Here is a 24980-nt window from a genome sequence, read left to right on the forward strand (position 1 = left end):
ACAATGCAGCAGATGCGCACACTCCATTCATGTCTTTGTTGGAATGCCGGGGCACGAAAAGCGACCCGCAAGCTTGAGGAACCAAGCGACGCCCAGGCCCAGATACTGAAGGCCATGGGCTACGGAGTGAGCAGTGGGGTCTTACAGGAATTGGCGACTTAACACACCGAAATCACTTGCGTTTTCAAAAAAAATGACGTTCAATCTGTTAAACTCCTGGTAGAGTTCATACTTCCCGATTGTTTTATCGTTGTACGCAATAAAGCCATGCGTTCTTTCAACGTGCTTTTCTTCAATTTTCAAGTCGCTCTTTTCGTGAATATATTCGTTTCTATTTTCAAATTCTCTTTTTGTTGTTGACAAATTCAGGACATATTCTCCATCGATCGACATTTCGTAAATAAAAATAGCAACATACGGCATACCTGAAAGAATTGTTTCGTTGAGATGCTTTATGACTTCATGTTGGATATTCCAGATATGAACCGGATATCCTCCTTCAATGATATTCTTTATGTCTTCAATTTCCCTGTAGAACTGAGAAATCATTTGTTTTTTGTAGTTATTGTAAAAATACGTCGCGGAAATCGTGCTGATGACGGCGATGGATGCCGTGATCAGCACGACTGTTTTCCAGACAAGGTGTTTTCTGATGAATGTGAGCATCCGTCTCAACCTCTTCAACAGCGGACCTTGTATCAGTCCCGGCCATGATTTAAAGGATGATCAGGCCGAACTCCAGCCCCAACTCACGCTTGGTGCCACGGCTGAAGACCGCCAAAGTCCTCAAAATCCGTATCCTCGAGAAAAGATCATTCCCGCCGCCTGCCCCGGTTCATGACGTAATACCAGGCTCCGGGATATTCAATCCGTAATGGTTTTTCCATCTGTTCAGACTACGTGAATAGGCCTATAAAAGACAAGAGCAAACTTGAACTTGCTCTCATTCTCATTCCGAACGACGAATTGAAATAGTTATCTCCAGATTGAAGTCTTATTTACCTCCACCTGTTGATTATCTCCTGCATCTTTCCGTCTGAATGCATTTTTTCGAGTGCATCAGCGATACGTTTGGCTATTTCATCAGGAAAGTTTAAGCTTGCAGCAATATACACACGGGTATACTCCCCTATTGCTGGCCCTACTAGTAATTCACGTGTATCCTGACCTATCTTCTTCCAGTTATATAAAGCTATAAAATCTGAATCAGCGATGGTATCAAACCTTCCAGCCTGCAATTTTAGTGCATTAATTTCTGCATCATGCGCCATATCAAGATTGGTTATCCCTGCTCGTTCCAAAATAGGGATGATAGCATGTGCCCGAACAACACCGACAGCCAATTGTTGAGCTTCTTCCATAGTTTTTATAGGTTCTGGTCTGCCGTATGAGTAGATATGATACTGTGTTCTGATCAGCTCTCCAATCCACTTAAAATTTTCTTCCCTTTGCGTGGTCCTGGAAAAAGGGATAATAGCATGCATCTCATTTCCCGGTTGTTGCAACTGCATCTGCGCTCTGGTCCAGGGGACATTCATATCAAAAACAAACACCGGAGCCCCATAATTGGTGGCTTCATTCAAAATCTCAACGGCAATACCGACCGGTTTACCGTCAACAACTCCGCAAAAAGGCATGGCATTTAGCCCATAAACAAGAACTTCCCCTGCAAAAACATTCGAAAGGGTCATCATATTTATAATGCAGGCATAAAAAACAGCAACAATTTTTGCTTTCATCGCATTTCCTCCATATAAACCGGACTTTGGCTCCCAGCTACCGACAAACTCAACCAAGCTCGAAGCTCTAAGGGCGATGCTCATGAAGTTGTTCTATCTGCCAGTTCGCCAAACCTTTTATCCGGATTTCACGGGAAGGGCGTCCTCATCGTATCCGCCTGCTGGATTAACAGCTATTTCAGCATGTTATTGACAACAACAGGCCCAATCTTGGTATCTTAGATAGCTCCTTCCCCGCCGTCCAGCCCCAGCATCCGGCGTCCGTCCTCCAAAACCATGTACAAGGCCGGGATGAGCACCAGGGTGATGGCCGTGGCGAAGAGGACGCCGAAGCCCAGGCTCACGGCCATGGGGATCAGGAACTGGGCCTGGACGCTGCGTTCCAGGATCATGGGCATCAGACCGAAGAAGGTGGTCAGGGAGGTGAGCAGGATGGGCCGGAAGCGGCGCTGGCCCGAGGCCAGGACGGCCTCGCGAACGTTCATGCCGTCGCGGCGGCCGGAGTTGATGAAGTCGATGAGCAGCAGCGAGCTGTTCACCACCACTCCGGACAGGGCCACGATGCCGAAAATGCTGAGCATGCTCAGGTTGATGCCCATGATCATGTGACCCCAGATCGCGCCGACGATGCCGAAGGGGATGGCCGCCATGACGATCAGCGGTTGGGAATAGCTGCGGAAAGGGATGGCCAGCAGGGCGAAGATCAAAAACAGGGCCATCAGGAAGCCCTGGCCCATGCTGCTGAAGGACTCCCGGCGCTCCCGCTCCTCGCCCTCCAGATCAAAGCCCAGGCCGGGGTGATCCGCGGTCAGGTCCGCGAGCACGGTCCGGCGCAGGTCCTGAAGGATGTCCTGAACATTGCCGGTGCGAGCGTCCACCGTGGCCGTGACGTTGATCACCCGCTTGCGGTCCGTGCGGTTGATGGCGCTGTATCCCCGGTCCCGGTGCAGGCGGGCAGCCATGTCCAGGGGCAGTTCCACGCTTCCGAGGGCGCTTCCGAGGGCGCTTCCGAGGGCGCTTCCGAGGGCGCTTCCGGGGGTGCTTCCGGGGGTGTTTCCGGGGGCGCGCACGCGCAGGTTCTCCAGGTCGGCCAGGGAAACGCGCCGGTCTTCGGGATAGCGGACCATGACCTTGACCTCGTTGCGCCCGCGCTGCAGGCGCAGGGCCTCGGCCCCGTGGAAGGCGGCGCGCACCTGGCGGCCCAGATCCTCCTCGGTCAGGCCCAGGGTGGCGGCCTCGGGCCGCAGCCGGATGGTGATCTCCTCCTTGCCCGCGGCGTGGGTGTCCGCGATGTCGCTCACTCCGGGATAGTCGGCCAGGGCCGCCTTGAGGCGCTCCGCAGCCGGGATGAGCACGTCGAAGTCGGCGTGGGAGAGTTGTACGTCGATGTTCGCGCCGAAACGCATCAGGTCGGCCTTGAAGGTCAGGGATTCCACCCCGGCCACGTCTCCGGTCAGCTCCCGCCAGCGCCGAGCCACGGCGTCCGAGGACGCGTCCCGTTCCTCCCCCGGCTTGAGTTGCAGGGCCACGTTGGCCAGGTGTCCGCCGCTGGTCTTGCTCGCGCCCTGGGGCCCGCCGCCGGGAAGCAGGTGCGCGCCCACCAGGGCGTAGATGTGGCGCATCACGGTTCGGTCCTCCGGCAAATCCCGGTCGAATTCAGCCACGGTCAGGCCGGCCTGGCGCACCAGGTGCTCCACCACGGCCGTGGTCTGCTCCACCGGCGTACCGTGGGGCATTTGCAGGGTGGCGGTGATCACGTCGGCCTCCACCTCGGGCATGAACCGGAACTGGACCTTGCCCCCGCCCACCAGACCCACGCTGAGGATCAGCGCGGCCAAGGCCAGGGCCACGGTGGTGTAGCGGTGCTCCAGGGCCAGACCCAGCAGCCGGACATAGGGCCCGGCTATGAAGCGTTCCAGGCCCGCGCCGAAGCGGTCTTGCCAGCGCTTGACGACGTATTCCCGCTTTTTTTGCTTTGCCAGGCCCTTGCGCAGATGGGCGGGCAGGATGAACAGGGATTGGATCAGGGAGATGGTCAGTACCGGAATGACCACCAGGGGGATGGCGCCGATGAATTTGCCCATGGTCCCGGCCACGAAGAGCAGGGGTAGAAACGCGGCCACGGTGGTCAGGGCGGAGAAGATGATCGGCCCGGCCACCTCCGAGGCTCCCAGAACCGCGGCCTGGTCCGGCGAGAGGCCGCGCAAGCGGTGACCGAAGGCGTTCTCCCCAACCACGATGGCGTTGTCCACCACGATGCCCAGGGCCAGGATGAAGGCGAAGAGCGAAATCATGTTGATGGTCACGCCCAGGCCGGGCATGAGGAACAGCGCGCCCAGAAAGGCCACGGGGATGCAGAGCATCACCAGCAGGGCCAGACGCATGGCCAGAAAGAGGCTCAGACCCAAAAGAACCAGGGTCAGACCGAGCAGGGCGTTTTTCAGAAGCAGGTCGATCCGGCTTTGCAGCAGTTCCGAGGTATCGTTCCAGGTGGCTAGACGGATGGACGGAGGCAGGGCAGGGCCCTTGGCGGCCACGTAGTCCAGGACGGTCTTGGCGATTTCCCCGGGCTTCTGGTCCCCGACCCGATAGATGGTGATCATGGCCGCGGGCAGGCCGTCGAACAGCGCGGACTCGTCGGTCTGCTCGAATCCGTCCCGGATCGTGGCCACGTCGCCCAGGCGGACCTGAGCCCCTTCCGGAGTGCGCAGGACGACGATGTCCTCGAAATCGCGGCCATGGTCGCGGCGCTCCTTGAGCCGCAGGAGGATTTCCCCGCCCTGGGCGCGGATCTCCCCGCCGGGCAGGTCCAGGGCCGCGCGTCGGATCCGCTGGGCCACGCCTTCCAGGGTCAGCCCGAAACGGCGCAGGTTTTCCTCGGTGATTTCGACGGCGATTTCATGCGGCCGCACCCCGCCTAGTTCGGCCTGAGTGATCCCGGGCAGGGCCAGGAGTTCGTCGCGCACGGTTTCCGCGGTCTCCCGCAAACCGCGTTCCGAGGCTTGGCCGTAGACCACCAGGGAAATGACCTCGACCCGGTTGACCAGCTTGGTGATCACCGGCTTTTCGGCCTCTTCGGGCAGGGTGTCGATGCGGTCCACCTCGGCCTTGACGTCCTGCAGGGCCACGTCCGGGTTCACGCCGGGCAACAGTTCCACCGTGACCGTGCCCCGGCCTTCCACGGCCAGGGAGGTCATTTTTTTGATGCCTTCCAGCCCGCTGACGTTCTCCTCGATGATCAGGAGCACGCCCTCCTCCACCTCCTCGGGCGCGGCCCCGGGGTAGGCCACGCTGACCTGGATTTTGTCCAGAGCGATCTCCGGAAAGACTTCCTGCTTGATGTTCAGGCCGACAACCAGCCCGCCGACCATGAACAGAAGCATCAACAGATTGGCGGCCACGCCGTGATGGGCCATCCAGCGGATCATGGCGTTCATGGTCGGGCCTCGTGCCTGACCTCATCTCTGGCCTCGTCCCTGGCCTTGTCCGCGGCGACGCGCACGGCCATGCCCTCGGCCACGCCGGTGAGCGAGGTCAGGACAACCCGTTGATCAGACTCGATTCCCGTCGCGAGGAACAGTTCCTCGCCCTGGGCGCGAACCACCTGGACCTCGCGGATGCGCAAGGTCCCTTCTTCGGCCAGCCAGATCGTGGAGTGTTCGCGCAGGGCCCGTCGGGGGACGACGACTATTCCGGAAAGCTCGACGCCCTTGAGGTCCACTTCCACGAACAGACCGGGGGGTAGATGCCCTTGTCCGGCGTTTTCAGTCGGATGCAGGTTATAGGGATCGGCTACGGAGACAACGAGGGTCGTCATTCTGGTGTTCGGGTCCACCTCGCCCAGGGAGCGGACCACCCGGCCGTGCCAGACGGCCTCGGCCCGGTCCGACACGCGGACCTGGGCCTTGGCGCCGGGAATCTCCAGCCAATCCAGATCCTCCACCCTCACGGGCAGACGGATATCGACCTCGTCCGTGTCCGCGACCACGGCCACTGGGGCGCCGGAATGCACGAACTGGCCCAGGGCCGCGTTTTCCGTGCGCACTCGACAGTTGTACGGCGCGGTGATCCGGGTCCGTTCCAGGTTCAACCGGGCCTGATCCCGGGCCGCCCGGGCGGCGCGCAGCGCGGCCTGGGCCTGGCGCAGCTGCGGCTCAAAAAGAACCAGGGGATTGGGTTCCTGGCCGGGTTGGGCGTCGTTCTCGCCCAGATCCAACCCGAAATGCTCCCACTCCTGCCTGGCCACCCGGGCCGCGCCCTCGACCTTGGTCAATTCCACCTCGGCCCGGACCACGTCGGCTTCGGCCCGCTCCAGGGCCAGGCGGTAGTCCGCGTCTTCCAGGACCAGCATGGGCTCGCCTTGGCGAAAGAAGCCCCCGGCCGTGAACTGCTCGGCCGCCCAGACGACCTTGCCGGCCACCTGGGGGACGATGGTGGACTCCCGTGCGGCCCGGACCGTACCCGTGGCCCGGATGATCACGGTTCTGTCCTCGCGGGTCGTGGTCATGGTTTCCACGAGCACCGCCGGAACTTCCCGGGTCAGGGGCTCGGGTTGGGGCCGAGCGGCGATGAACCTGGCTGCGACGAGCACGGCCAAGGCCAGAATGAGCAAGGGGAGGACAATTTTGAAGAGGGTGCGAATGTTCATGACTGCCTCGGATGGGTGAACGAATGCGGATGACCCGGCACTTCCGCGCCAGGCTGTGAAAAGGCGAAGAGGGTGCCCTGCTTTCCCGCTCCTGATTCCGATTTGCATTCAACATGACGCATATAGACAGCTCGAGATCGAAATCGCAGTCATTCAGGAAGGCATTTGGTTGTTTCGATTTCGATACCGATTTCGATTGCGATTTCGATCATGACTCCAATTCGAGTTTCTCTGGGCAGTGTCATTTTGATAGCAAAGTGGAATGACTCCTGAACTCTTAATCCCGTCCTTTAAAACCCCCCGCCCAGAGCCCGGGCCAGCTGGACGCGGTCGGCCAGGATCTGACGACGGGCTGTAAGCAGGGCCGAGTCCGTGTCCGTCAGGGCGGTCTGGGCCTGGAGCACGGGCAGGTAGTCGTTCAGGCCGTGCTCGTAGCGCCACAAGGCCGTGGCCAAGGTTCTCTCCGCGGCCGCGCGTTGGTCTTCCAGCAGCAGAATGCGCCGAGCCGCGGCCTCGTTGGCGGCCAGGGCGTCCTCCACTTCGGTGAAGGCCTGGAGCACGGCCTGGTGGTACCGGGCCAGCAGCTCTTGGAATTCGGCCTCGGAAACCCGAATCTGGGCCTCGCGTCGACCACCGTCCAGCAGGGGCTGGGCCGCGCTCACCAGCAGATTCCAGAAAATGTTGCCCGAGGCCAGCAGCGAGCCCAGGTCCGCGCTGGCCCCGCCATAGGCCGCGACCAGGGAAAAGGACGGGAAGCGGTCGGCCACGGCCGCTGCCACGCGGGCGTCCGCGGCCTGCAAACGGCGCTGGGCCGCGCGGATGTCGGGGCGGTTGATCAGGAGTCGCGAGGGCAGGCCCGCGGCAAAAATGTCCGGAGGCAGGGCCGGAAGGGCGAAAACAGACGTCTGGTCGCCGGGATAGCGTCCCAGGAGCACGGCCAGGGCGTTGAGGGACTGGGTCAGCCGGGTCTCGTGGATGGGGCGTTGGGCCTTGATCCGGGCCAAGTTCTGGCGGGCTTGGTGCACGTCCAGCAGGGGAACGAGTCCTTCCCTGTATCGGCGCCGGGTCAGGTCCAGGGTATGGGCCGCGTGGATCGCGGCCCTGTCGTTCAGGTCAATCTGGGCCTGGGCTTCGGCGGCCAAATGGTACACGTCGGCCAGGGTTGCGCTCAGGCTGACCCGCAGGGCGCGCAGGTCTTCGCCGACGGCCTCGGCGTCCTCCATGGCGGCCTGCTCCCGCGCGGAGAGTTTGCCCCAGAGGTCGATTTCATAGGCGGCCGCAGCGCTGAGACGGTAGGCGTCCGCTGTTCGCGGGGCTGGTAGCGGGGATTGGGGCGACGATTGACGCTGTCTGCCGCCCGACGCTTCCAGGTTCAGGCTTGGCGAGCGGGCCGCCGTGGCCGCGTCCACGGCGGCCATGGCACGATCCAGGCGGGCCGTGGCGGCCCTGAGGTTCAGGTTTTCCGAGAACAGCTCCCGCATCAGGGTGTTGAGCCGGTCGTCGTCGAAGACCTGCCACCACTCACTGACGCCCGGGCTGACATCCGGTCGGGAAACATGCTCCCCAAACGCCTCTTCTCCGGCAAACGTGGCGGGCATGTCAGGCGGGGGCTGCGTGGTACGGGGCGCGTGCGCGGCGCAACCGGTCAAGACCAGAAAGGCAACCAGGGCCAGGGATGGAACAAGCGAGAAAGCGGTTACGCGGGACACGGGGCCTCCATGCCGGCCTGGGCAAAGGCCAGGAGTTGCTGCAGGAGATGGTCGGCGTCCCAGTCAAGGGGCGTGCCCGGAAAAGCAAGGTCGGCTTTTCGGCCTGTCAGACTCAGGGTGCTGCCCATGGCCCCGAAGGTAAAGAGCAGCCGCCGCAGCAGGACCGGTCTGGGGATATCCGGCAAGGCCCGGCCCAGGGCCTCGAAAAAACGGCCGATGACCGGGGACATGGCCTTCAGGAACAATTTGCGCACCGTGTCGTCGGATTCGTAAAACACACGACCGATGAGCATGATGAAGTGGGCGTTGCCGGGGTCTTCACCCAGCAGGCGCAGGGTCGGTTCCAGAAAGGCCCGCAGGACCTCCCGGACCGTGGGTGGTCGCCCCGCCGCTTCGGCAAAGGCCAATGCAGCGTCCAGCATGTTCAGCCGCTGCTCGTTGAGCGCGGCCAGACGTCGCCGGAGCACCGCTTCCATCAGGCCGTTCTTGGAGTTGAAGTGATAGTTGACCGAACCCAGGTTAACGCCGGCCGCTCCGGTGATTTTGCGCAGGGAGGTGGCATGGTAGCCGTCCCGGGCGAAAAGGCGTTCGGCCGTGTCCAGAATGCGGTCCACGGTGTTCGGGCTCATGAGATGATCCTTTTGTGGCGACGACGAACGGAGAATTCATACATACGTATGAACAGGTTTGCAACTGACATTTTTCTTTTCAGTGGTTCTCAGGAAAAAGGGTCGGTTCGGGATTCAAGCAGCGGGCTCAGGCGCGTCGCGTGTTCAGCGGATACAGCTTGCATTTCGTTGGATGCATCGGCCTTGGGTTGGGTGGTCCGGAATTGATGCAGGTCAAGGATTGTGTTCGGCGCAGGGGGTAGGGTCGACTGAAACCATCAACGACGAGGAGACCATCATGTCCGATTCCGTTCCCCCTTTGAAATCCTACAACATCCTGCCCGGTCCCAAAATGGGTCTGGTCACTCCGGAGTATCTGGAATCCGTGGCCGCGGCGGTGCGCAAGCACGGCATCCCCCTGCTCAAGATCACCTCGGCCCAACGTCTGGCCATAGGCGGGCACGGGCCGGAGGCCGCGGCGGACATCTGGCGGGCCTTGGGTTTTCCGGACGGTCCGAAAAGGCCCGTCGGCGTGCATTACATCCAGGCTTGTCCGGGCTCACGCTGGTGCAAGTACGGCCAACTAGACTCCCTGGAACTGGGCCGCAAGCTGGACAAGGCGGTCATGGATGCCGCGTTGCCGGCCAAGACGAAGTTCGGACTCTCCGGGTGCGGGATGAACTGTTGCGAGAGTTATATCCGGGACGTGGGGCTGTTCGGCAAGAAAAAAGGCTGGACCCTGATCTTCGGCGGCAACGGCGGCGGACGCCCCCGGATCGGCGACGTGATAGCCCGGGACCTGACCGACGACCAAGCAGTAGAGCTGACTCAGGTCTGCCTGAGTTGCTACGCCGCCAAAGCCAAGCCCCGTGAACGGACGGCTAGGTTCATGGAGCGCGTCGGGGCGGAGGCGTTCAGACTGGCGGTACTGGGAGAAGGTGCTGCCGTCGTCCGTCCGTCCGGCTCAGTTTGACGACACCGGCCGGCAAAGGTGCTTCAGGAGCAGGGAAAGCCAGTCCTTTTGCGGTGTGTTGAAGCGGAACTCAAGTTCTTTGAGGTACAACGGACAGCATTCCGGGGTAAAGCAACGGTAGCGGGTCAGCCAGTCCCCCGCGAACCGCCAAAAGGTCCGATCCGAGTCCAATGGGATGGATTCCTGGTCCCATTTCTTGGAGAAAAGCTTGCGTAGGTTGCCGCAGCAGGCGAACAACAGGGCCTCGCGGCCCTCGGCAGGTTCGGTGTAGACAAGGGTGCGCCAGATGCGTTTGCGGAGCGGACGGCCCAGGATGTCATGGACATCCAGCTTGGGGAGCAGCTCGAAGCGAATGGTCCCGGGCGAACGTTGCAACGTGAACACCGGGGCTCCCTTGCCCAGGCAGTGATTCTCTCCGGCGGCGCTGTTTTTACGGCAGTGCTTGCGCAGTTCGCCCTGTTCGTTGAACAGCGGCGCGAAGGACGGGTCTCCGGCCAGGAGGCTGAGCCGCAGCGTGTTCACCGCCTTGAGCGTGGTTTCGTAGGAAGCCAGGACTTCCCCGGCCATTTCCGTGACCGGCACGCCTTCCACGAACAGGCGCATCACGGCCATCCATTGGGCTCGTGAGAGCGCGCACCGATTCAGCCAGCGGCCGGTGAAGTCGTGAAAGGTGTACACACATGCCCCGCAGCGGTAGCGGCCGTCCTTGAGCGTATAGACGGATCGCTGTCCGCAGCGGGGGCAGCGCACTTCTCCCTCGGGCCAGCAATGGGCCGCGAAAAGCGCTTGTTGGGGGTTTCGATCCGACGTGAAAGCGCCGCGGCAGGCCACTGCCCCTATCCTTCCCAGTGAATGCACTCCACCGGGCAGTTTTCCACGGCCTCCTGAATCTGATCCTCTGGGCCGCCCTCTTCCTGAACGACCTCCGCCTTCCCCGCTCCGACGTCCAGGTGGAACACTTCCGGACACATTTCCTCGCAAACTCCGCATCCGATGCACTCGTCCTGGTCTATGAACACCTTTCTGGCCATGATAGTCCTCCTTGAGAGTCAATCGGGACGTCGAACCTCGTCCCGGCTTCGTCGCGAACATCTCGCGCGGGCCGGGATTTGGTTCGCGTAATGTACCAGCCCGAAGTTCTAGGAGTGAACCAAGCGTTTGTCCACCCTGCTTGACAGATCATCCGTCACCCACATAACTCCCTGCAGAAAAATTCCCGCCTTGAATCTCAAGCCTATCACCTGGAGTTGCATCATGCGCATCCTGCTCGTCGGATCCGGCGGACGTGAACATGCCTTGGCCTGGAAACTCAATCAAAGTCCTCTGGTCGAAACCCTGCTCATCGCAACAGGCAATCCCGGCACGTCCGGGTTGGGAAAAAACCTGCCGATCACGGACGACGACATTCCCGCTCTGGTCCGCGCCGCCCGGGAACACAAAGTGGATATGGTGATCCCCGGCCCGGAACTGCCTCTTGTCCTTGGGCTTAAGGACGCCCTGGCCAACGAACGAATCGCCTGTTTCGGACCCAGCGCCTTCTGCTCCCGGCTGGAGGGGAGCAAGGTCTTCGCCAAGAACATGATGCGCAAGGCCGGGATCCCCACGGCGGACTTCCAGGTTTTCGAGGAAGCCCACGAGGCCAGGGAGTATGCCAAAAAGCACCCCTTGCCCATGGTGATCAAGGCGGACGGGTTGGCCGCGGGTAAGGGAGTGATCATCGCCAAGACACGGGAAGAGGCCTTGGAGGCTATTGACGCGATCATGGTCCGGCGAATTTTCGACGCGGCCGGAGAGCGACTGATCATCGAGGAGGCTCTGGTGGGCGAAGAGGCTTCGCTGTTGGCCTTTTGCGACGGAAAGACCGTGGTCCCCCTGCCCTCGGCCCAGGACCATAAGCCCGTGGGCGAGAACGACACCGGTCCGAACACAGGCGGCATGGGCGCTTACAGCCCGGCCCCGATCCTGCCCGAGGACAAGCTTGCCGAGCTGACCGAGACGACCATCACCCCTCTAATCCGATTACTGGCCGAAAAAGGGCAGCCTTTTCAGGGGGTCATCTATGCCGGACTGATGTTCACGGCCAAGGGGCCGTACGTATTGGAATACAACGTCCGCTTCGGAGACCCGGAATGTCAGCCGCTGATGGTCCGCCTGGAGTCCGATTTGGCTGAAATCATGTCCGCCTGCTGCGAAAAGCGGTTGGCCCAGGTTCCGGTGCGGTGGTCAGAGAAGACGGGACTGTGCGTGGTGCTGACCGCGCCGGGGTATCCTGGTTCGTATCCCAAGGGTATGGCCATCTCCGGCCTGGACAGGGCCGAAGCCGTGCCCGGAGTCACCGTGTTTCAAGCCGGCACGACCCTGAAAGAGGGTTGCTTGGTGACGTCCGGAGGCCGGGTTCTGGGCGTCACCGCCCTGGCTCCGGACCTTGTCTCCGCTCGATCCGCCGCCTACCAGGCCGCGGATTTGATCGACTTTGACGGCAAATACCTGCGCCGGGACATCGGGGCCAAGGGCATCGACCGGGCCGGATGAAAACCGACCGCCGATAAAAAGCCCCCTGGTTCAGCTTGCATCGATTGGGATGCCGAACCAGGGGGCCATGTTTTCGATATTACCGATCAAATCAGCCCTGAACCGTCCCCATGACCACATAGACCGGATCGCTGGTCAGGGTCTGGTCGATGTGCGGGTCGTCCTCGGGCCGCCACCAGTTGCGAATGCTTACGGTTCGCAAGTCCGTCAGGGTCGGGACGGTCTGAAAATACTCCAGGACCAAGCCGACGCGTTCGAATTCGTGCAGGTCCATCCATATCCGGACGGCCTTGGTCGGAAACCAGCGATTGGAAATCCCCACCATAAGCGCCCCGCCGGGGCGCAATAACCGGGCACACTCGGCGATGACCGCCCGGGGGGGGGTCAGGTACTCGATGGACAGACTGCACGCCACGACGTCGAAGCTTTTGTCCGGAAAGGGCAGTTTGGGGGCCGCGTTCAGATCGTGGACCACCCGCTCAGCCAGGCGGGGGTTGGCCTCCATTTCCTCCAGATTCAAGCCCAACCCGGTGACGTGCAGGTCGAGGTGATCAGGGAGATGGGACTGCACGCTACTCATCAGATCCAGAACCTTCGCCTTCGCGGGCAGGGTGGACAGGGCCGCCGCGTAAGTCTCTTTCAGAAACTCCCCGGCCTGGGCGTCAACATGGCCGATGATCCGGGGCGAAGCGTAAAACCGCGAGTCCTCGGTCTCGTCCAGGCGGTGTAGTCCGTCTTGCAGGTCAAAGCTGGTCGGGTGCCCGCCACCGCGGCACTGCATTCCCGGCCCGCTGTCCGCGATTTCCTCCAGCCAGCAGGTCAATCGTCCCCCGGTTTCCGTGACCTTGTCCGCCGTGTCCTTAACCGTGGCCCGCAGGGTCAACGGTCGTCCGGCCAAGGGGTGGTTGAGGTCCACGACCATGGACGATTCATCCAGTTCGATGATCCGTCCGGGGCGTGAATCCTGCGGATACACCCCGAGCATGTCCCCCAGCATTCCTCGCGGATAAAATCGTCCCCGGGCGGGTTCTATGGCCCTTCCGCCCACCGTCCGGCGCTGAAATCGGGATCGGGGTACATTATGGATAAGTTTCGGGTCATGCTTCGGGACGGCATCTCCGGGTTGATAGATCCGCTCCACCGTGTCGCCCACGGACTTGCCCAGCAGGACTTCCTTGAGTCCGGGCGGAAACACATCGCGCCAGAGGTTCACGCGCCGAGCCAGATACCTCTCCAGATGCCGGGCTTCCGGGCTTTGCCATTCCAGGACCAGTTCCAACGTCGTCAAACTGTGTTCACCAAGTCCGCTCACAATCTCCTTCTTTGCTCACCCTGAGTTGGGTTCAGAGGTTCATTGGTCAATTGGGCCAAATGCAAAGGGGCGGCACAAAGCCGCCCCTTTGCAACCGAAGTCGGGGAGTTCTCCCCCTGTTCCGGCAGCTTTTGTGAAGAGATAATGCCTCAATCGGCCCGGTCAAGCCCCGGTCCTTGACCCGGGCAAAGCCCTACTCGTCCTTGACCTTGGACTCGGCCACTACCTTTTCCGCCACTGGCGGCGGGCATTCCTCGTAGTGATCGAACTCCATGACAAAGGTGCCCTGGCCTCCGGTCATGGAACGCAGGGTCGGAGCGTACTCCAGAACTTCGGACATGGGCACGTGGGCGCGGATTTCGGTCACCCCGGCGTGGGAGTCCGTGCCCAGGACCTTGCCCCGGCGGCTGGACAGGTCGCCAATGATGTCGCCCATGAATTCGTCCGGGGTGTACACGGTCATCAGCACGATGGGCTCCAAAAGCTTGATCTTGGCTTCTTCCGCTCCTTTCTTGAAGGCCAAGGAGCCCGCCACCTTGAAGGCCATTTCCGAAGAGTCCACGGTGTGGAAGGAGCCATCGAACAAAGTGACCTTGAAGTCCACCAGGGGATACCCGGCCAGGACCCCGCGCAGGGAGGACTCCTGGATGCCCTTGTCCACGGCTGGGATGTACTGCCGGGGAATGGCTCCGCCGACAATGGCGTCCACGAATTCGTAGCCCGCGCCCCGGGGCAGAGGCTCCATCCGGATCCAGCAGTCCCCGAACTGACCCCGGCCGCCGGACTGTTTCTTGTGCCGGCCCTGGACCTCGGCCCGGCCTTTGATGGTCTCCCGATAGGGAACCTTGGGCGGCTTGAGCACGATGTTCACCTTATAGCGCCGGCGGCACTTCTCCACCGCGGTCTCGATGTGCATCTGGCCCATGCCGGACAGCAGCATATCACCGGTTTCCTCGCCTCGGGACAGGCTCAGAGTCACGTCTTCATCCAGAAGCTTCTGCACAGCGGCGTAGACCTTGTCCTCCTCGCCCTTTTCCTCCGCACCCAGAGCGTAGGTAATCATGCTCGTGGGCAGTTGCGGGGCAGCCAGTTGGAAGGGCTTTTTTTCGTCGCACAGGGTGTCCGCGGTGGTGGTGCTTTTGAGTTTGGCCACGGCGACAATGGCCCCCGGTCCCAGCGGTTCCTTGCATGGCGTGGTGGTCTTGCCCTGGAGCAGCAAGAGCTGCCCCATGCGCTCCTTGGCGTCCTTGCCGGGGTTGAACAGGGCCATGTCCGGGGTGAGCACGCCGGAGAGCACGCGCAGTACGCTAAGTTGGCCGGTGAAGGGGTCGGCGATGGTCTTGAAGACGAAGCAGGCCGTCGGAGCGTCGGGGCTGGAGGGGCGTTCCTCGCCGTCCGAGTCGGCCCAGTTCGCATGGTCCAGGGGGGAGGGCAGCAGGTCCTGGATCACGTCCAGGATCAGCGGACCGCCCCGGTTGGTCAGGGCCGCGCAGACCGTCACCGGCACCAGCTCGCAGGAGAGTACGCCCTTGCGCAGGGCTGCCTGCATTTCCGGCAGGGTCAGCTCACCCTCCTCCAGGTACTTCTCCATCAATTCCTCATCGCTCTCAGCGATGTTTTCCATCATGGTCTCCCGGAGGGTGCCCACCTGGTCGGCCACGTCCAAGGGCATCTCGCCGGGCTTGAGGTTGCCGGCGTCGTCGAACAGCAAGGCCTGCTGGGCCAACACGTCCACCACGCCCTTGAAGTCGGCCTCCGAGCCCAGGGGCAGGTACAGCAGGACCGGCTTGATGCCCAGGATTTCCTGCAATCCGCCAAAAGCCATCTCGAAATCGGCCCGGTCCCGGTCCATTTTGTTGATGACCACCATGGCCGGCAGGCCGGCCTTCTTCACTTCGGCCCAGAAGCGCTTGGTCAGGGGCTTGACGCCGTCCACCGCGTCGATCACGAAGACCGCTCCGTCCGCGGCACTCAGGAGGTAGGGCAGGTCGCCGCAGAAATTGTTGTCCCCCGGCGCGTCGATGAGAAAATGCTGATTCTTTTTCCAGGAGTAATGGCCGAATCCGGGCTGAATGCCGCCCCGTCGCTTGACTTCCTCGGGTTCGTAATCCAGGCAGGTGGTGCCTTCGTCGATCTTGCCCAGGCGGTTGATCACCGAGGTGTTGAACAGCAACATTTCGGCCACGGATGTTTTCCCGCTGCCTCCATGTCCGACCAGGGCGTATGTGCGTTGGGTGCTGAGCTTATCCTGCATTCGGCCTCCTTCAGGGATTGTGTTGGTAAGGGTTGGCGCCGTCAGGCGAATATGCTGCGCTGTTGTAGGCTTTGCACCTATAGAGACGGGGTTGGGAGAATGTCAAGGGAGGCGCTCGAATGGCAGGCTGGATAAGGGTTTATGCGCCCCGGTTGGATTGTTCCGGGACCAATTTGTTCTGGGCCGGCCCTTCTCCGGAGGAACTGTGCCGGTCGTTGCTGGCCGTGGGGCAATTGGACCCGGTTCTGGTCCGCGCCCAGGGCGAAGGGTACAGGCTGTTGTCCGGATACCGCAGGGCAGACTTTCTGGCTCGGGAGGATCGGGAAATCACCGCGCGGTGTTTGCCTGGTCCGGGGTCTCCGCTGGAAGACGGCCTGCTCTATCTGCACGCCAATGTTCACCGGCCCCTGGACGATTCCATGCGCATTCAAGCACTGCGGTATTTCCAGTCGTTGCTGGTCCCGGAAGAACTGACCCGGCGCGTCGCCCCCCTGCTGGGCGTCCCGCCCCGCTCCGGGATGTGGCGAAAGTACCTGGCCTGGCTCGAACTACCCGCGTCCTGGGACGATCTGCTTGGCGTCGGCAAGGTCCCCCTGGCCGCGGGAACGATCCTGGCCCAACTCCGCCAAGACGAACTGGAAGCGTTACGACCCTATTTCGCTGCCTGGAAATGGTCCCAGGGCCGGGCCGTTCAGTGGCTGACCCTGCTCAAGGAAACGGCCCTGGGCCGCGGATGGTCCTTGGTCCAAACCCTGGAAGCCGTCAGCGCCCGTCGGGTGCTGGAAAGCGGCCTCGCTCCCCAGGACGCCCTGCAAGCGCTGACCACCCAGGCCGGGGCGATCCGCCATCCCCATCTGGACCAGATGGAACACCGTTTCGCGGATCTGGTCAAACGACTTTTCGGCTCGTCCCGCTGGGACGTCATACCCAGCCCGAACTTTGAGTCCGACACCGTGGAACTGCGTTTGCGGGCCCGAAGCGTCGAGGACCTCCGGGCCGCGGGTCAGGCTTTGGATCAGGCGCTGGAAAAGGCCGCGACACCGGAGAGCCTCGGCGAGTCCCTTGAGGGACTGTTTCGGATTGCCCTGGAGGAGGAAAAGCAGCTCGGACCGTGACGCTCGGGCTCTTTTCTTTGAACGCTATTTCTTCTCCAGCTCCGCGGTCAGCCATTCCTTGATTTCCGGGCTGAGTTCGTGAATCCCCTTCAGCCCGCCGATGGACTTTAGGTAACGCTTGGCCAGATCCTCTGGCAACCGTTTCTCGCACAGGGTCGTGGAGCCGTAGTTGGTCATCTTCATCAGGACCACCTTGGGCTCCTCCCAGGTGTCGATAACGAAGTAGATCGAGTACTCGTCCGCGCTTCGCACGGGCTGACGCATTGCGTCGTGCCAGTTGTTATTGCCCCATTCCAGGAACATGGTCACCGCGTCCTCGTGGATCATGTCCCAGTTGACTTCGTTTAGCCACGTCTTGCAGGCGTCCAGATCGCTCATGCTCATTGCCCCTTTGTGGTTTTAGGTTGGGTGGTCGGTTGCGTGTTTCACGAAAATCCCCCACGGGAAAGCCCAGCTTCGCGGCAAGGCCCGCCAACCGTCGGGCCATCGGTTGTCGTGTCTCGCCTTCGCGACCTTACTTGGGCCGGAGCGATTGCGCAAACAAAGAGCCCGGGTTGATTTGACGCCCCGGGATGGGTAGGTGGTCCATGGACGTCTTCCTCTGGATAGTTGATGATGCGGCGAGAGCGCGCCGGGTGACATGGTTAAGCGGGCGCGTGATCATCACGAAAACCGCGGGAGTCGACTCTGGGCAAGAAAAATGAGTCTCAAAAGGGCCGAAGCAAGCCTAAAAGAAGGCCACCGAACCTCGCCTGGGCTGCCGTGAGGATTATGTTCTTTACGGTCGTGGCCTTTGCAAGCCTTTCGATGCTTCTGGTGATGTCTCTTCGCTTTGTCCCGCCACCCACCAGTGCATTCATGATCAAAAGGCAGTTGGACGGCCTGCTCCATGAGGACAAATCCCCGAGGATCCACTATCAGTGGGTGGACTGGGAGTTCATCTCTCCGCACATGGCCCTGGCCGTCGTGGCCTCCGAAGACCAGATGTTTCCAAGCCATTGGGGATTTGATTTCCAGTCCATGGCGGAGGCCATCGAGGAACGGCGGACCAAGGGAAGAATCCGAGGGGCCAGTACCATCTCGCAGCAGACCGTCAAGAATCTATTCTTGTGGGAGGGCAGGAGTTATGTGCGCAAGGGCTTCGAGGCTTGGTTTACACTCTTGATGGAGACGTTCTGGCCGAAGAGGAGGATTCTGGAAGTGTATCTGAACATCGTCGAATTCGGGGACGGGATATACGGGGTACATGCGGCGGCAACGATCTTCTTCGACAAGGAACCCACCCGGTTGACCGGGAGAGAAGCCGCGCTGATGGCCGCTGTGCTGCCCCATCCAAAGAGATCCGACGTCAGGGTGCCTTCCAGGTACATCCAGCAAAGAGCCAGCCAGATCGAAAGACAGATGAGCAATCTCGGCTCCTCCTACTTGCAGGATATGTAGTCGGTGGGCGGGTGTTCAAACGCAACATGATCTCGATATGTTGCGCCAAGTCTGCTTTCGCATCAGCGACAAGCTGTATGATCAGATGCTCCAGTCATAAATTCGCGACTGACTGGAATAGGCCAAGTTTTTCATCACTTCCCAGCAATAGGAGGACGTATGCACGGAATGTTTTTGCCTCGGGCGGAGCGGGTCTTTGCGGATCATCCCAAGTTCGCCGGGGTCAGGATCGCGGTTTTGGTGCGGGGGGTGGATTCGGACAGGGTCAGCGTGTCGCAGTTGGAAATCGCGCCCGGAGTCGAGGTGCCGATTCATACGCATGATCCGCAACTGGACTCCATTTTCGTGCTGTCCGGCGAGGGAGAGATGTTCATTAACGGAGAATGGCGGCGGGTCGGCCCGGAGGATTATCTTCTGGCTCCGATGGGCGTGGAGCATGGGGTGCGCAATGTCGGACGGGAGCCGCTACGGCTGTTTATCCATCACAGCCCGCCGCTGTTGTAGCCAAGAAGAGCCGCAAAACAAACGCCGCGCCAAAAAGCCGGCGCGGCGTTTAGTCGGTTCGAGGTGTTCAAGGTCTAGCTGTGTTGGAAAAGTCCTTTGTCAGCCGTACTGCCTCCCCGGCTGCCCCTGGAAGAACTCATTGACCGCTTGGCTGACGTAGATTTTGACTTCTTTCTCGCCTTCCTCCAGCAGAACGTTCGACTCGGCCAGCAAGCCCAGATCCTCGGCCACGTCTTCCCAGTGCTTTTTCATCTTAGCGATATCGGGATCCCCGACATTGAACCGTCTGATGGCTACCCAAGACATGGTTGCCTCCTTTATGGTGTTGGTTGGTTTACGCGGATAAGGCGGCCTACCCAGTGAACGGTCATGGCGCGGCCATGGTGCGTAAGGAAGCGCTTCGGGTCGCAAGCCGCCTCGAATCGCCAAGCAATAATTGGCCCCATGGTGCAAGTCAATTTTGTTGCATTTCTTCATGTCCGGGGATATGCGTCGGGGTCATGTCAGGCTGCTTTTCTCAAGATGTGGACTTTTGGACGATTACCCGGCAACGCTGGATGGAACGGATGGAGTTGAGATGGAATCAAAAATCGCGGAGGACAGCAAGGGCGAACACGTCGCTTCCGTTCTGCTGATCGAACCCGATGCGGGCATGGCTCGGGCCATGGACTCCGAATTGTCCAGGGATCATTTCGCCGTCCGCGTGGTCCGGAGTCACCTCGGGGCTCTGGGGATTATCGAGGACCTGCGGGAGCCGCACGTGGTACTCGTCCCGGCCGAGGCCACGGACATCGACGGGTTTGATTTCGTTCACCTGCTCCGGCACCGCAACCGCTTCCTGAGTCAGTCGCTGCCGATCATCATGATCGGCTCCGGCGACAATTTCGCCAGGATTGCTCGCAATGACGACAGTGGAATTGACGACTTCCTCCTGCGGCCATACTTTCCCGGAGAGCTGGCCTGGAGGGTGAGCAAAGCCTGGAAGGTTCTGGAGAAGCGTCGGCAATTGGCCACCCTGGAGTACATGGACACGTCCTCCGGTATCCTGACCACTGCCGGCTTGAAGCGCGCCATCCACGAGGAATTGAACAAGTCGTTTCGGAAACAGGCCTGCTTTTCCCTGACGGTGATCGCGTTCCATCGTCTGGAAGACGTCCACCTGAATTACGGACTGATGATGGCCGAATGGATGGAACGGGACGTCTCCGTGAAGGTCCGGCTCTCTCTGCGCAGTTACGACCGTCTGGGCAAGATCGATTTTGGAAGGTACTGTCTGCTGGCCCCGGACCTGGACCGGGACCATCTGCAATTGCTGATCAATCGACTGGCCAGGCAAGTCAGGGATTGGAACGAGTCCGTGATCAGTAATTCTCATATCCGCACGCCCCTGGAGCCCAAAATTCGCCCTCTGACCGTTTTACCGCGATTTGACCAGCCGCACCTGACCAAGGCCGTGACGTTGCTTTGGGACTGGGTTCAGCGGCGTGAAGGTCACGTGGACATCGCCCGTGCCAATTTTTTCGAAATCGCTCTGACCCCGAAAGTCGCCCTGGATCATCTCTTATCCGGTCTTTCTCCCAGCGGCGACATCTCCGTGGACCAGGAAATGCCGAGTCCGTCCGCATGAGCCTTTTGCATCGCCCATGACCGTCGCACCGACCTCCCAACTCCAAGGCGAAACACTTTTTCGCCAGGGCCGCTTTCAGGACGCGGTCCAGTCCCTACAGGACGAATATCGCGGCGGCAGAAAGACCTTTGCGGTGATCACCCTGCTGATCCAGTCCATGCGCGCCTTGGGGCAGCATCGGGAAATGGCCGATTTTCTGGCCAAGGCGGTGATGGAATCCTCGCTTTCCATGCCCGAGCAGGCCGCGCTCTACTACCAGCTAGGCCAATCATTGTTCCAGGCCAAGGACATGACCCAGGCCAAGCAGGCCTTCTGGCAGGCCCATCGGCTGAACCCGAATCATCCCGGGCTGGCCGAAAAATTGAAGGTCATCGGCCAACGGGAACTTCGTCCGCAACACAGGTACAGTCTGCTGGTGTCCCGGAATCTGCTAACCGAGGACCAGCTCGCGGAAATGACCCAGGCCGCCAAGGAAGCCAGCGAAGACCTGGATCAGTATCTGCTCCGGGGACTGAAGCTGGACAAGGCCGTGCTGGGCGAGTCCCTGGCCGCGTTCTACGAAGTGCCCTTCGTGGCTTTTGATCCGAACATAGACGCGCCTTTCGAACTGCTGGAAAAACGCAAGCTGGACCCGGACTATCTAAAGCGATCCGGCTGGACCCCTCTGGCCGTGGACGGCAACTCTATCATCGTGCTGATGGCCAATCCCTTCGACCATGCCCGGCTGGACGAGATCCGGTTCATTTTCGGCACCAGCCGGATCGAGCCCAAGGTGGCCCTAGCCTTGGACATCCAGGGCTTCATCGACTTGTTCTACCGCAGCCTGGGGTCCGAGGAACTGATGGAACTCGGGGACTCGATGGAGGCCCAGACCGACGATGAGGCTGAAGCGGGCCTGGACGAGGAAACCGGGGTCTCGGACTCCGAGGTCGTCCGGCTGGTCAATGCATTGCTGGTGGAGGCCTGGCGACGCAACGCCTCGGATATCCACATCGAGCCCGACCCCCAGAATCGTTTTTGCACGGTACGCTTCCGCATCGACGGCAGTTGCCACGAGTTCCGCAAGATCCGCGCCGGGATGGCCAAGCCGCTGATTTCCCGGATCAAGATCATGGCCCATTTGAACATCGCCGAGCGCCGGCTGCCCCAAGACGGCAAGATCAAAATGCGCCTGCCGGAGCTGGGCAAAATCGTTGAATTCCGGGTGGCCATCCTGCCGACCATCGAGAATCACGAAGACGTGGTTCTGCGCGTATTGGCCTCGGGCAAGCCACTTCCCCTGGAGCGGCTGGGCATGTCCGACGAGAATCTGGCCAAGTTCAAATCCTCGGTCTACAAGCCCTATGGGCTGATCATCGTGGTCGGGCCAACCGGTTCCGGAAAAACCACGACCCTGCATTCGGCCATCAGCTACATCAACACCCCGGAACGCAAGATCTGGACCGCCGAAGATCCCGTGGAAATCACCCAGGAAGGGCTGCGTCAGGTCCAGATCAACCCGAAGATCGGCCTGGATTTCGCCACCACCCTGCGCTCCTTTCTTCGGGCTGACCCGGACGTGATCATGATCGGAGAGATGCGCGACGCGGAGACCGCGCACATCGGAGTCCAGGCTTCGCTGACCGGTCACTTGGTCTTTTCCACCCTGCACACCAATTCCGCGCCGGAAACTATTACCCGTCTGTTGGACATGGACCTGGACCCCTTCAATTTCGCGGACTCTCTGCTCTGCGTCGTGGCTCAGCGCCTGATCAAAACCCTGTGCTCCCACTGTAAGGAGGCCTATGGTCCGGACCAGCAGGAGGTGGACGACCTGGCCAGGGAATTTGGACCGGGCTTTGACCAGTACATTCCCATGTCCCGGGATATTTCCCTGTACCGGGCCAAGGGCTGCGGGCAGTGCAACCATGGGTACCGCGGTAGAACGGGGGTACATGAGCTGATGACCAGCTCCACGCAGATCAAAAACCTGATCAAGCGCCGCAGCCACACGGAGGAAATCCGGGACCAGGCCGTGGCCGATGGCATGCTGGCCCTGAAGCAGGACGCCCTGCTCAAGGTGCTCCAGGGCTTCACGGACATGGCCCAAGTGCGCTTGGTCAGCGGATGGTAAGTAAATGCCCCGACGAATCAAAGTCGAAACTCACGGCCGAACAGCCGTGGATAATCTTGAGGAGAATGCCGTAAATGGAAATATCGTCCGTCGTTGAACTGCTCTTCACGGCCCAAGGCCCGTCCGAATGGGCTCACTGGCCCTTTGGGCCGTCGTTTGTCGGAAGCTGGCTGAACATGCTCACGAAATTCGTCTTCATCGGCCTTGTGCTGGCCGCGATGATGTACCTACTGCGGTATTTGTTCGGACCCGGCGGTCCAATGCGGGAGGACACCCTGGACGCACCATCCGATGAGCAGGTTCTTGAGCAGGCTCTGGCCGTGTTGCGCAAGCGGATGGTGGAGGGCCGCATCGAACCAGAGGACTTCGAGCGGGCCAGGAAACTCCTGGAGCAATGACCGGCATGGACATGGAGGCCCCCGTGCTCGCCTTGGTGGGCTTCGCCCGGGAACATTTTTCCGCTGATGCGCAAGACCGGTCCAACATGAGCCTCAAGCTGGACCACTGCCTGCGGGTTTTTCAAGAGGCCGAGACGATCACGACCCGGGAATGCCTTCCCCCGAATACGACCCGCCGATCCCTGTGGGCCGCCCTGTTTCACGATGTGGGAAGGTTTCCGCAATATGCGGCCCATAAAACCTTCGACGACCGCAAATCCACGGATCACGGCCGCCTCGGGGTCCGGACCCTGAAACGGCGCTGCCTGCTGAAGCCCCTGAACGAACAGGACCGCAAGGCCGTGCTGACGGCGGTGATCCTGCACAACAAGCGCTTCCTCCCCTCCTCCCTCCCTGATTGGGCCGCGGTCCCAGCCAGGGTCGTCCGGGACGCGGACAAACTGGACATCTTCCAGGTGGTTCTCAATCATCTGCGTCCCGGCTCACGGACCAACCCGGTGGTCACCATGGGGTTGCGCGACGATCCCGGCGTCTGCACGGATGCGCTGGTGTCACAAATCCTGGCCGGAAAACAGGGCGACTATGCCAGGATGCGCACGCTCAACGACTTCCGACTGCTGCTGTGCAGCTGGGTCTACGACCTGAACTTTTCCGCCTCCAGGCAGGCCGTCCAAGAGCGCGGCTATCTGAACGAACTCTTGGACGAACTCCCGGACCTGCCGATAATCCGCCGCGTACGGGAAACCGTGCTTTCCGCTTTGAAACAGCGGTAGTCCGCCCTTCAGTCTGGAGTTTTCCCCGCCTTCGCAAGTACGACCTGTCGTTCCTTTCATATCGCCGAAGGCCGGTATTTTTGCTTCTCTCCGCCTGCCGCTGAGCAGTAGCGAGATCTGTTGCCTTGCCGGAAAGAGTTGGATAACAAAAAGATGTTCGTCATGGTCTTCCGAGCAATCGGTCGATTCGCGACGACCTATCCCATCATTCAGAACGAAGGAGGCCCATCATGTCGTACAATTGGGGACCATTATTCATCGTGCCCACCGAGCTGTCTCAGATCTACTCCGGCACGATCCTGCTGCGTGAGGATCTGGACAGGGAATTGCTGGCCAAGCAACTGACGAAACTGAACATCAAGGGCCCGGTAAGCAGGATTACCAACCCTTGGTATTACCGGAAAAAAGGTGAAGGCACCTGGGTTAAGATCGGGGAGTCCGAGGATCAGGAGGCGTTCTTTCCGGTCCGCTGGGACACCACCGCCCTGGAAGACGGGGAGTATGAAGTCATGGGCTTCATGCATGTCTTCGTGAAGCAGGAGGGGGGGCGGGAAATCAGCATCGCCCGCCAGAACGTCGTGGACGTGACGGTCAAGAACTGACGTTCCCGCCAAGAGGCCCGAACTTCGGCCTCTTCGTGGCACCACCAATCAATCCACCAACCAACAAGGAAATTCGCCATGCGGTTCCATCCACGTTTTTCCATCAAATTCCTTTTGCACCCGGCTCCCGCCGCTCTCGTCCTGCTCGCCCTGATCACTGCCTTCATATCGGCCCCGACATCGGCGAACCAAACCGACGATCCAAAGGTCGTCGCCCCTGAATTTATCCCCCTAAGCATCGCCGGGATGACGCTGATCAATCTGCTCGACGGGGCCGAGGCCGCCAAAATCATCGACCGGATGCATCACGGCGACGTGGCCACCCAAGCCAATTTCATCGCCAAGTACCAGGGCGCCCCGGGATCGGCCACGTACTACGTTTCCCTGTACGACGACCCCCAGCGGGCCATGAAGGACATGGAGGAAATGGGCCGGATCATGGGCAAGGAGGGCCACGGTTTTTCCCACCTGATGCGGAGAACCAGAGAGGAAATCCCCTTTTACATGGCCTTGGGCCAGGGACAGGCCCATTATTTCTTCGTCAGGGACATTGAACTTATCTGGCTGGCCGTGGACGTGGACATCGCGGAACAGGCACTGGAAGAGATATTGCAATAACTGCCCGACTATTCA

Annotated in this window: 23 protein-coding genes; 11 read left to right on the forward strand and 12 right to left on the reverse strand. The window is 60.7% G+C overall.

All coding sequences use genetic code 11. From position 1 onward, the window contains the following. Nucleotides 1-141: 141 nt before the first annotated feature. From C6366_RS13580 to C6366_RS13605, 6 genes are all read right to left on the reverse strand, one after another. The gene (locus tag C6366_RS13580) at nucleotides 142-666 is read right to left on the reverse strand and encodes a hypothetical protein (protein ID WP_107738788.1); all 525 of its coding nucleotides are present in this window, start codon (nucleotides 664-666) and stop codon (nucleotides 142-144) included. Nucleotides 667-998: 332 nt separating this feature from the next. After that, entirely contained in the window at nucleotides 999-1823 is an 825-nt protein-coding gene (locus C6366_RS13585; protein WP_107738790.1) for an ABC transporter substrate-binding protein, read from the reverse strand. Between the two features lie 134 nt (nucleotides 1824-1957). Next, complete coding sequence (locus tag C6366_RS13590; protein WP_107738792.1) at nucleotides 1958-5176, reverse strand: efflux RND transporter permease subunit; 3219 nt, start codon at nucleotides 5174-5176, stop codon at nucleotides 1958-1960. Further along, complete coding sequence (locus C6366_RS13595) at nucleotides 5173-6387, reverse strand: efflux RND transporter periplasmic adaptor subunit (protein WP_158269784.1); 1215 nt, start codon at nucleotides 6385-6387, stop codon at nucleotides 5173-5175. The genes C6366_RS13590 and C6366_RS13595 overlap by 4 nt, the downstream gene beginning before the upstream one ends. A gap of 290 nt (nucleotides 6388-6677) precedes the next feature. Further along, on the reverse strand, nucleotides 6678-8096 hold the full coding sequence (locus C6366_RS13600) for an efflux transporter outer membrane subunit (RefSeq protein ID WP_158269785.1): 1419 nt from the start codon (nucleotides 8094-8096) through the stop codon (nucleotides 6678-6680). Further along, nucleotides 8084-8725, reverse strand: coding sequence for a TetR/AcrR family transcriptional regulator (locus tag C6366_RS13605; protein ID WP_107738798.1), 642 nt, complete (start codon nucleotides 8723-8725; stop codon nucleotides 8084-8086). Before C6366_RS13605 ends, C6366_RS13600 begins: the two co-directional genes overlap by 13 nt. A 277-nt stretch (nucleotides 8726-9002) precedes the next feature. On the opposite strand from C6366_RS13605, the gene C6366_RS13610 reads away from it, so the two are divergent. Then, nucleotides 9003-9677, forward strand: a complete 675-nt coding sequence (locus tag C6366_RS13610) for a sulfite reductase, assimilatory-type (RefSeq protein ID WP_107738800.1) — start codon at nucleotides 9003-9005, stop codon at nucleotides 9675-9677. On the opposite strand, the gene C6366_RS13615 is transcribed toward C6366_RS13610, so the two are convergent. Together C6366_RS13615 and C6366_RS13620 are read right to left on the reverse strand one after the other, a co-directional pair. Further along, nucleotides 9669-10508 carry a transposase gene (locus C6366_RS13615; RefSeq protein ID WP_158269786.1) on the reverse strand — a complete coding sequence of 280 codons (840 nt, stop codon included), beginning with the start codon at nucleotides 10506-10508 and terminating at the stop codon, nucleotides 9669-9671. The two genes, C6366_RS13610 and C6366_RS13615, sit on opposite strands and share 9 nt — an antisense overlap. Before the next feature lie 5 nt (nucleotides 10509-10513). After that, a complete protein-coding gene (locus C6366_RS13620) occupies nucleotides 10514-10708 on the reverse strand; it encodes a ferredoxin (RefSeq protein WP_107738804.1) in 195 nt (64 codons plus the stop codon). Nucleotides 10709-10931: 223 nt separating this feature from the next. Between C6366_RS13620 and purD the strand changes: the two genes are divergently transcribed. Continuing rightward, on the forward strand, nucleotides 10932-12209 hold the full coding sequence (gene purD / locus C6366_RS13625) for a phosphoribosylamine--glycine ligase (protein ID WP_107738806.1): 1278 nt from the start codon (nucleotides 10932-10934) through the stop codon (nucleotides 12207-12209). A gap of 91 nt (nucleotides 12210-12300) precedes the next feature. Here the strand turns inward: purD and C6366_RS13630 are convergent, their stop codons facing one another. Together C6366_RS13630 and fusA are read right to left on the reverse strand one after the other, a co-directional pair. Beyond that, the gene (locus C6366_RS13630; RefSeq protein ID WP_146164856.1) at nucleotides 12301-13521 is read right to left on the reverse strand and encodes a methyltransferase domain-containing protein; all 1221 of its coding nucleotides are present in this window, start codon (nucleotides 13519-13521) and stop codon (nucleotides 12301-12303) included. A gap of 193 nt (nucleotides 13522-13714) precedes the next feature. Then, the gene (gene fusA / locus C6366_RS13635; RefSeq protein WP_107738810.1) at nucleotides 13715-15775 is read right to left on the reverse strand and encodes an elongation factor G; all 2061 of its coding nucleotides are present in this window, start codon (nucleotides 15773-15775) and stop codon (nucleotides 13715-13717) included. Between the two features lie 119 nt (nucleotides 15776-15894). Between fusA and C6366_RS13640 the strand changes: the two genes are divergently transcribed. After that, nucleotides 15895-16890 (forward strand): ParB/RepB/Spo0J family partition protein, encoded by a 996-nt coding sequence (locus C6366_RS13640; RefSeq protein ID WP_107738812.1) that lies wholly within the window; start codon nucleotides 15895-15897, stop codon nucleotides 16888-16890. A gap of 24 nt (nucleotides 16891-16914) precedes the next feature. Here the strand turns inward: C6366_RS13640 and C6366_RS13645 are convergent, their stop codons facing one another. Beyond that, nucleotides 16915-17268: a DVU0772 family protein gene (locus tag C6366_RS13645; RefSeq protein WP_107738814.1), complete on the reverse strand. Its 354-nt coding sequence runs from the start codon at nucleotides 17266-17268 to the stop codon at nucleotides 16915-16917. 393 nt (nucleotides 17269-17661) lie between these two features. Here C6366_RS13645 and mtgA point away from each other — a divergent pair, with 393 nt between their 5' ends. After that, on the forward strand, nucleotides 17662-18330 hold the full coding sequence (mtgA, locus tag C6366_RS13650; protein ID WP_107738816.1) for a monofunctional biosynthetic peptidoglycan transglycosylase: 669 nt from the start codon (nucleotides 17662-17664) through the stop codon (nucleotides 18328-18330). Nucleotides 18331-18489: 159 nt separating this feature from the next. Then, nucleotides 18490-18834 carry a cupin domain-containing protein gene (locus C6366_RS13655; protein WP_199221514.1) on the forward strand — a complete coding sequence of 115 codons (345 nt, stop codon included), beginning with the start codon at nucleotides 18490-18492 and terminating at the stop codon, nucleotides 18832-18834. A 99-nt stretch (nucleotides 18835-18933) separates the two neighbouring features. Here the strand turns inward: C6366_RS13655 and C6366_RS13660 are convergent, their stop codons facing one another. Further along, on the reverse strand, nucleotides 18934-19140 hold the full coding sequence (locus C6366_RS13660; protein ID WP_107738818.1) for a hypothetical protein: 207 nt from the start codon (nucleotides 19138-19140) through the stop codon (nucleotides 18934-18936). A 271-nt stretch (nucleotides 19141-19411) separates the two neighbouring features. On the opposite strand from C6366_RS13660, the gene C6366_RS13665 reads away from it, so the two are divergent. From C6366_RS13665 to C6366_RS13690, 6 genes are all read left to right on the forward strand, one after another. Beyond that, nucleotides 19412-20461 (forward strand): two-component system response regulator, encoded by a 1050-nt coding sequence (locus C6366_RS13665; RefSeq protein WP_158269787.1) that lies wholly within the window; start codon nucleotides 19412-19414, stop codon nucleotides 20459-20461. Nucleotides 20462-20477: 16 nt separating this feature from the next. Beyond that, complete coding sequence (locus C6366_RS13670; protein ID WP_107738822.1) at nucleotides 20478-22574, forward strand: GspE/PulE family protein; 2097 nt, start codon at nucleotides 20478-20480, stop codon at nucleotides 22572-22574. A 74-nt stretch (nucleotides 22575-22648) separates the two neighbouring features. Beyond that, on the forward strand, nucleotides 22649-22972 hold the full coding sequence (locus C6366_RS13675; RefSeq protein ID WP_107738824.1) for a hypothetical protein: 324 nt from the start codon (nucleotides 22649-22651) through the stop codon (nucleotides 22970-22972). Then, complete coding sequence (locus C6366_RS13680) at nucleotides 22969-23745, forward strand: HD domain-containing protein (protein WP_107738826.1); 777 nt, start codon at nucleotides 22969-22971, stop codon at nucleotides 23743-23745. The genes C6366_RS13675 and C6366_RS13680 overlap by 4 nt, the downstream gene beginning before the upstream one ends. 230 nt (nucleotides 23746-23975) lie before the next feature. Beyond that, nucleotides 23976-24347: a hypothetical protein gene (locus tag C6366_RS13685; protein WP_107738828.1), complete on the forward strand. Its 372-nt coding sequence runs from the start codon at nucleotides 23976-23978 to the stop codon at nucleotides 24345-24347. A 78-nt stretch (nucleotides 24348-24425) separates the two neighbouring features. Then, the gene (locus C6366_RS13690; RefSeq protein WP_107738830.1) at nucleotides 24426-24965 is read left to right on the forward strand and encodes a hypothetical protein; all 540 of its coding nucleotides are present in this window, start codon (nucleotides 24426-24428) and stop codon (nucleotides 24963-24965) included. The last annotated feature ends 15 nt before the right edge of the window (nucleotides 24966-24980 follow it).

Origin of the sequence: Desulfonatronum sp. SC1 (assembly GCF_003046795.1) — a bacterium.
Classification (GTDB): domain Bacteria; phylum Desulfobacterota; class Desulfovibrionia; order Desulfovibrionales; family Desulfonatronaceae; genus Desulfonatronum.

Bases quoted from the DNA above. Each gene is read 5' to 3' on its own strand.
- C6366_RS13685 (WP_107738828.1), top strand. From the start codon at position 23,976: ATGTCGTACAATTGGGGACCATTATTCATCGTGCCCACCGAGCTGTCT.
- C6366_RS13595 (WP_158269784.1), bottom strand. From the start codon at position 6,387: ATGAACATTCGCACCCTCTTCAAAATTGTCCTCCCCTTGCTCATTCTG.
- C6366_RS13680 (WP_107738826.1), top strand. From the start codon at position 22,969: ATGACCGGCATGGACATGGAGGCCCCCGTGCTCGCCTTGGTGGGCTTC.
- C6366_RS13675 (WP_107738824.1), top strand. From the start codon at position 22,649: ATGGAAATATCGTCCGTCGTTGAACTGCTCTTCACGGCCCAAGGCCCG.
- C6366_RS13660 (WP_107738818.1), bottom strand. From the start codon at position 19,140: ATGTCTTGGGTAGCCATCAGACGGTTCAATGTCGGGGATCCCGATATC.
- mtgA (WP_107738816.1), top strand. From the start codon at position 17,662: ATGTTCTTTACGGTCGTGGCCTTTGCAAGCCTTTCGATGCTTCTGGTG.
- purD (WP_107738806.1), top strand. From the start codon at position 10,932: ATGCGCATCCTGCTCGTCGGATCCGGCGGACGTGAACATGCCTTGGCC.
- C6366_RS13655 (WP_199221514.1), top strand. From the start codon at position 18,490: ATGCACGGAATGTTTTTGCCTCGGGCGGAGCGGGTCTTTGCGGATCAT.
- C6366_RS13580 (WP_107738788.1), bottom strand. From the start codon at position 666: ATGCTCACATTCATCAGAAAACACCTTGTCTGGAAAACAGTCGTGCTG.
- C6366_RS13585 (WP_107738790.1), bottom strand. From the start codon at position 1,823: ATGAGCATCGCCCTTAGAGCTTCGAGCTTGGTTGAGTTTGTCGGTAGC.
- C6366_RS13640 (WP_107738812.1), top strand. From the start codon at position 15,895: ATGGCAGGCTGGATAAGGGTTTATGCGCCCCGGTTGGATTGTTCCGGG.
- C6366_RS13690 (WP_107738830.1), top strand. From the start codon at position 24,426: ATGCGGTTCCATCCACGTTTTTCCATCAAATTCCTTTTGCACCCGGCT.
- C6366_RS13670 (WP_107738822.1), top strand. From the start codon at position 20,478: ATGACCGTCGCACCGACCTCCCAACTCCAAGGCGAAACACTTTTTCGC.
- C6366_RS13665 (WP_158269787.1), top strand. From the start codon at position 19,412: ATGGAATCAAAAATCGCGGAGGACAGCAAGGGCGAACACGTCGCTTCC.
- C6366_RS13620 (WP_107738804.1), bottom strand. From the start codon at position 10,708: ATGGCCAGAAAGGTGTTCATAGACCAGGACGAGTGCATCGGATGCGGA.
- C6366_RS13590 (WP_107738792.1), bottom strand. From the start codon at position 5,176: ATGAACGCCATGATCCGCTGGATGGCCCATCACGGCGTGGCCGCCAAT.
- C6366_RS13605 (WP_107738798.1), bottom strand. From the start codon at position 8,725: ATGAGCCCGAACACCGTGGACCGCATTCTGGACACGGCCGAACGCCTT.
- C6366_RS13610 (WP_107738800.1), top strand. From the start codon at position 9,003: ATGTCCGATTCCGTTCCCCCTTTGAAATCCTACAACATCCTGCCCGGT.
- fusA (WP_107738810.1), bottom strand. From the start codon at position 15,775: ATGCAGGATAAGCTCAGCACCCAACGCACATACGCCCTGGTCGGACAT.
- C6366_RS13645 (WP_107738814.1), bottom strand. From the start codon at position 17,268: ATGAGCGATCTGGACGCCTGCAAGACGTGGCTAAACGAAGTCAACTGG.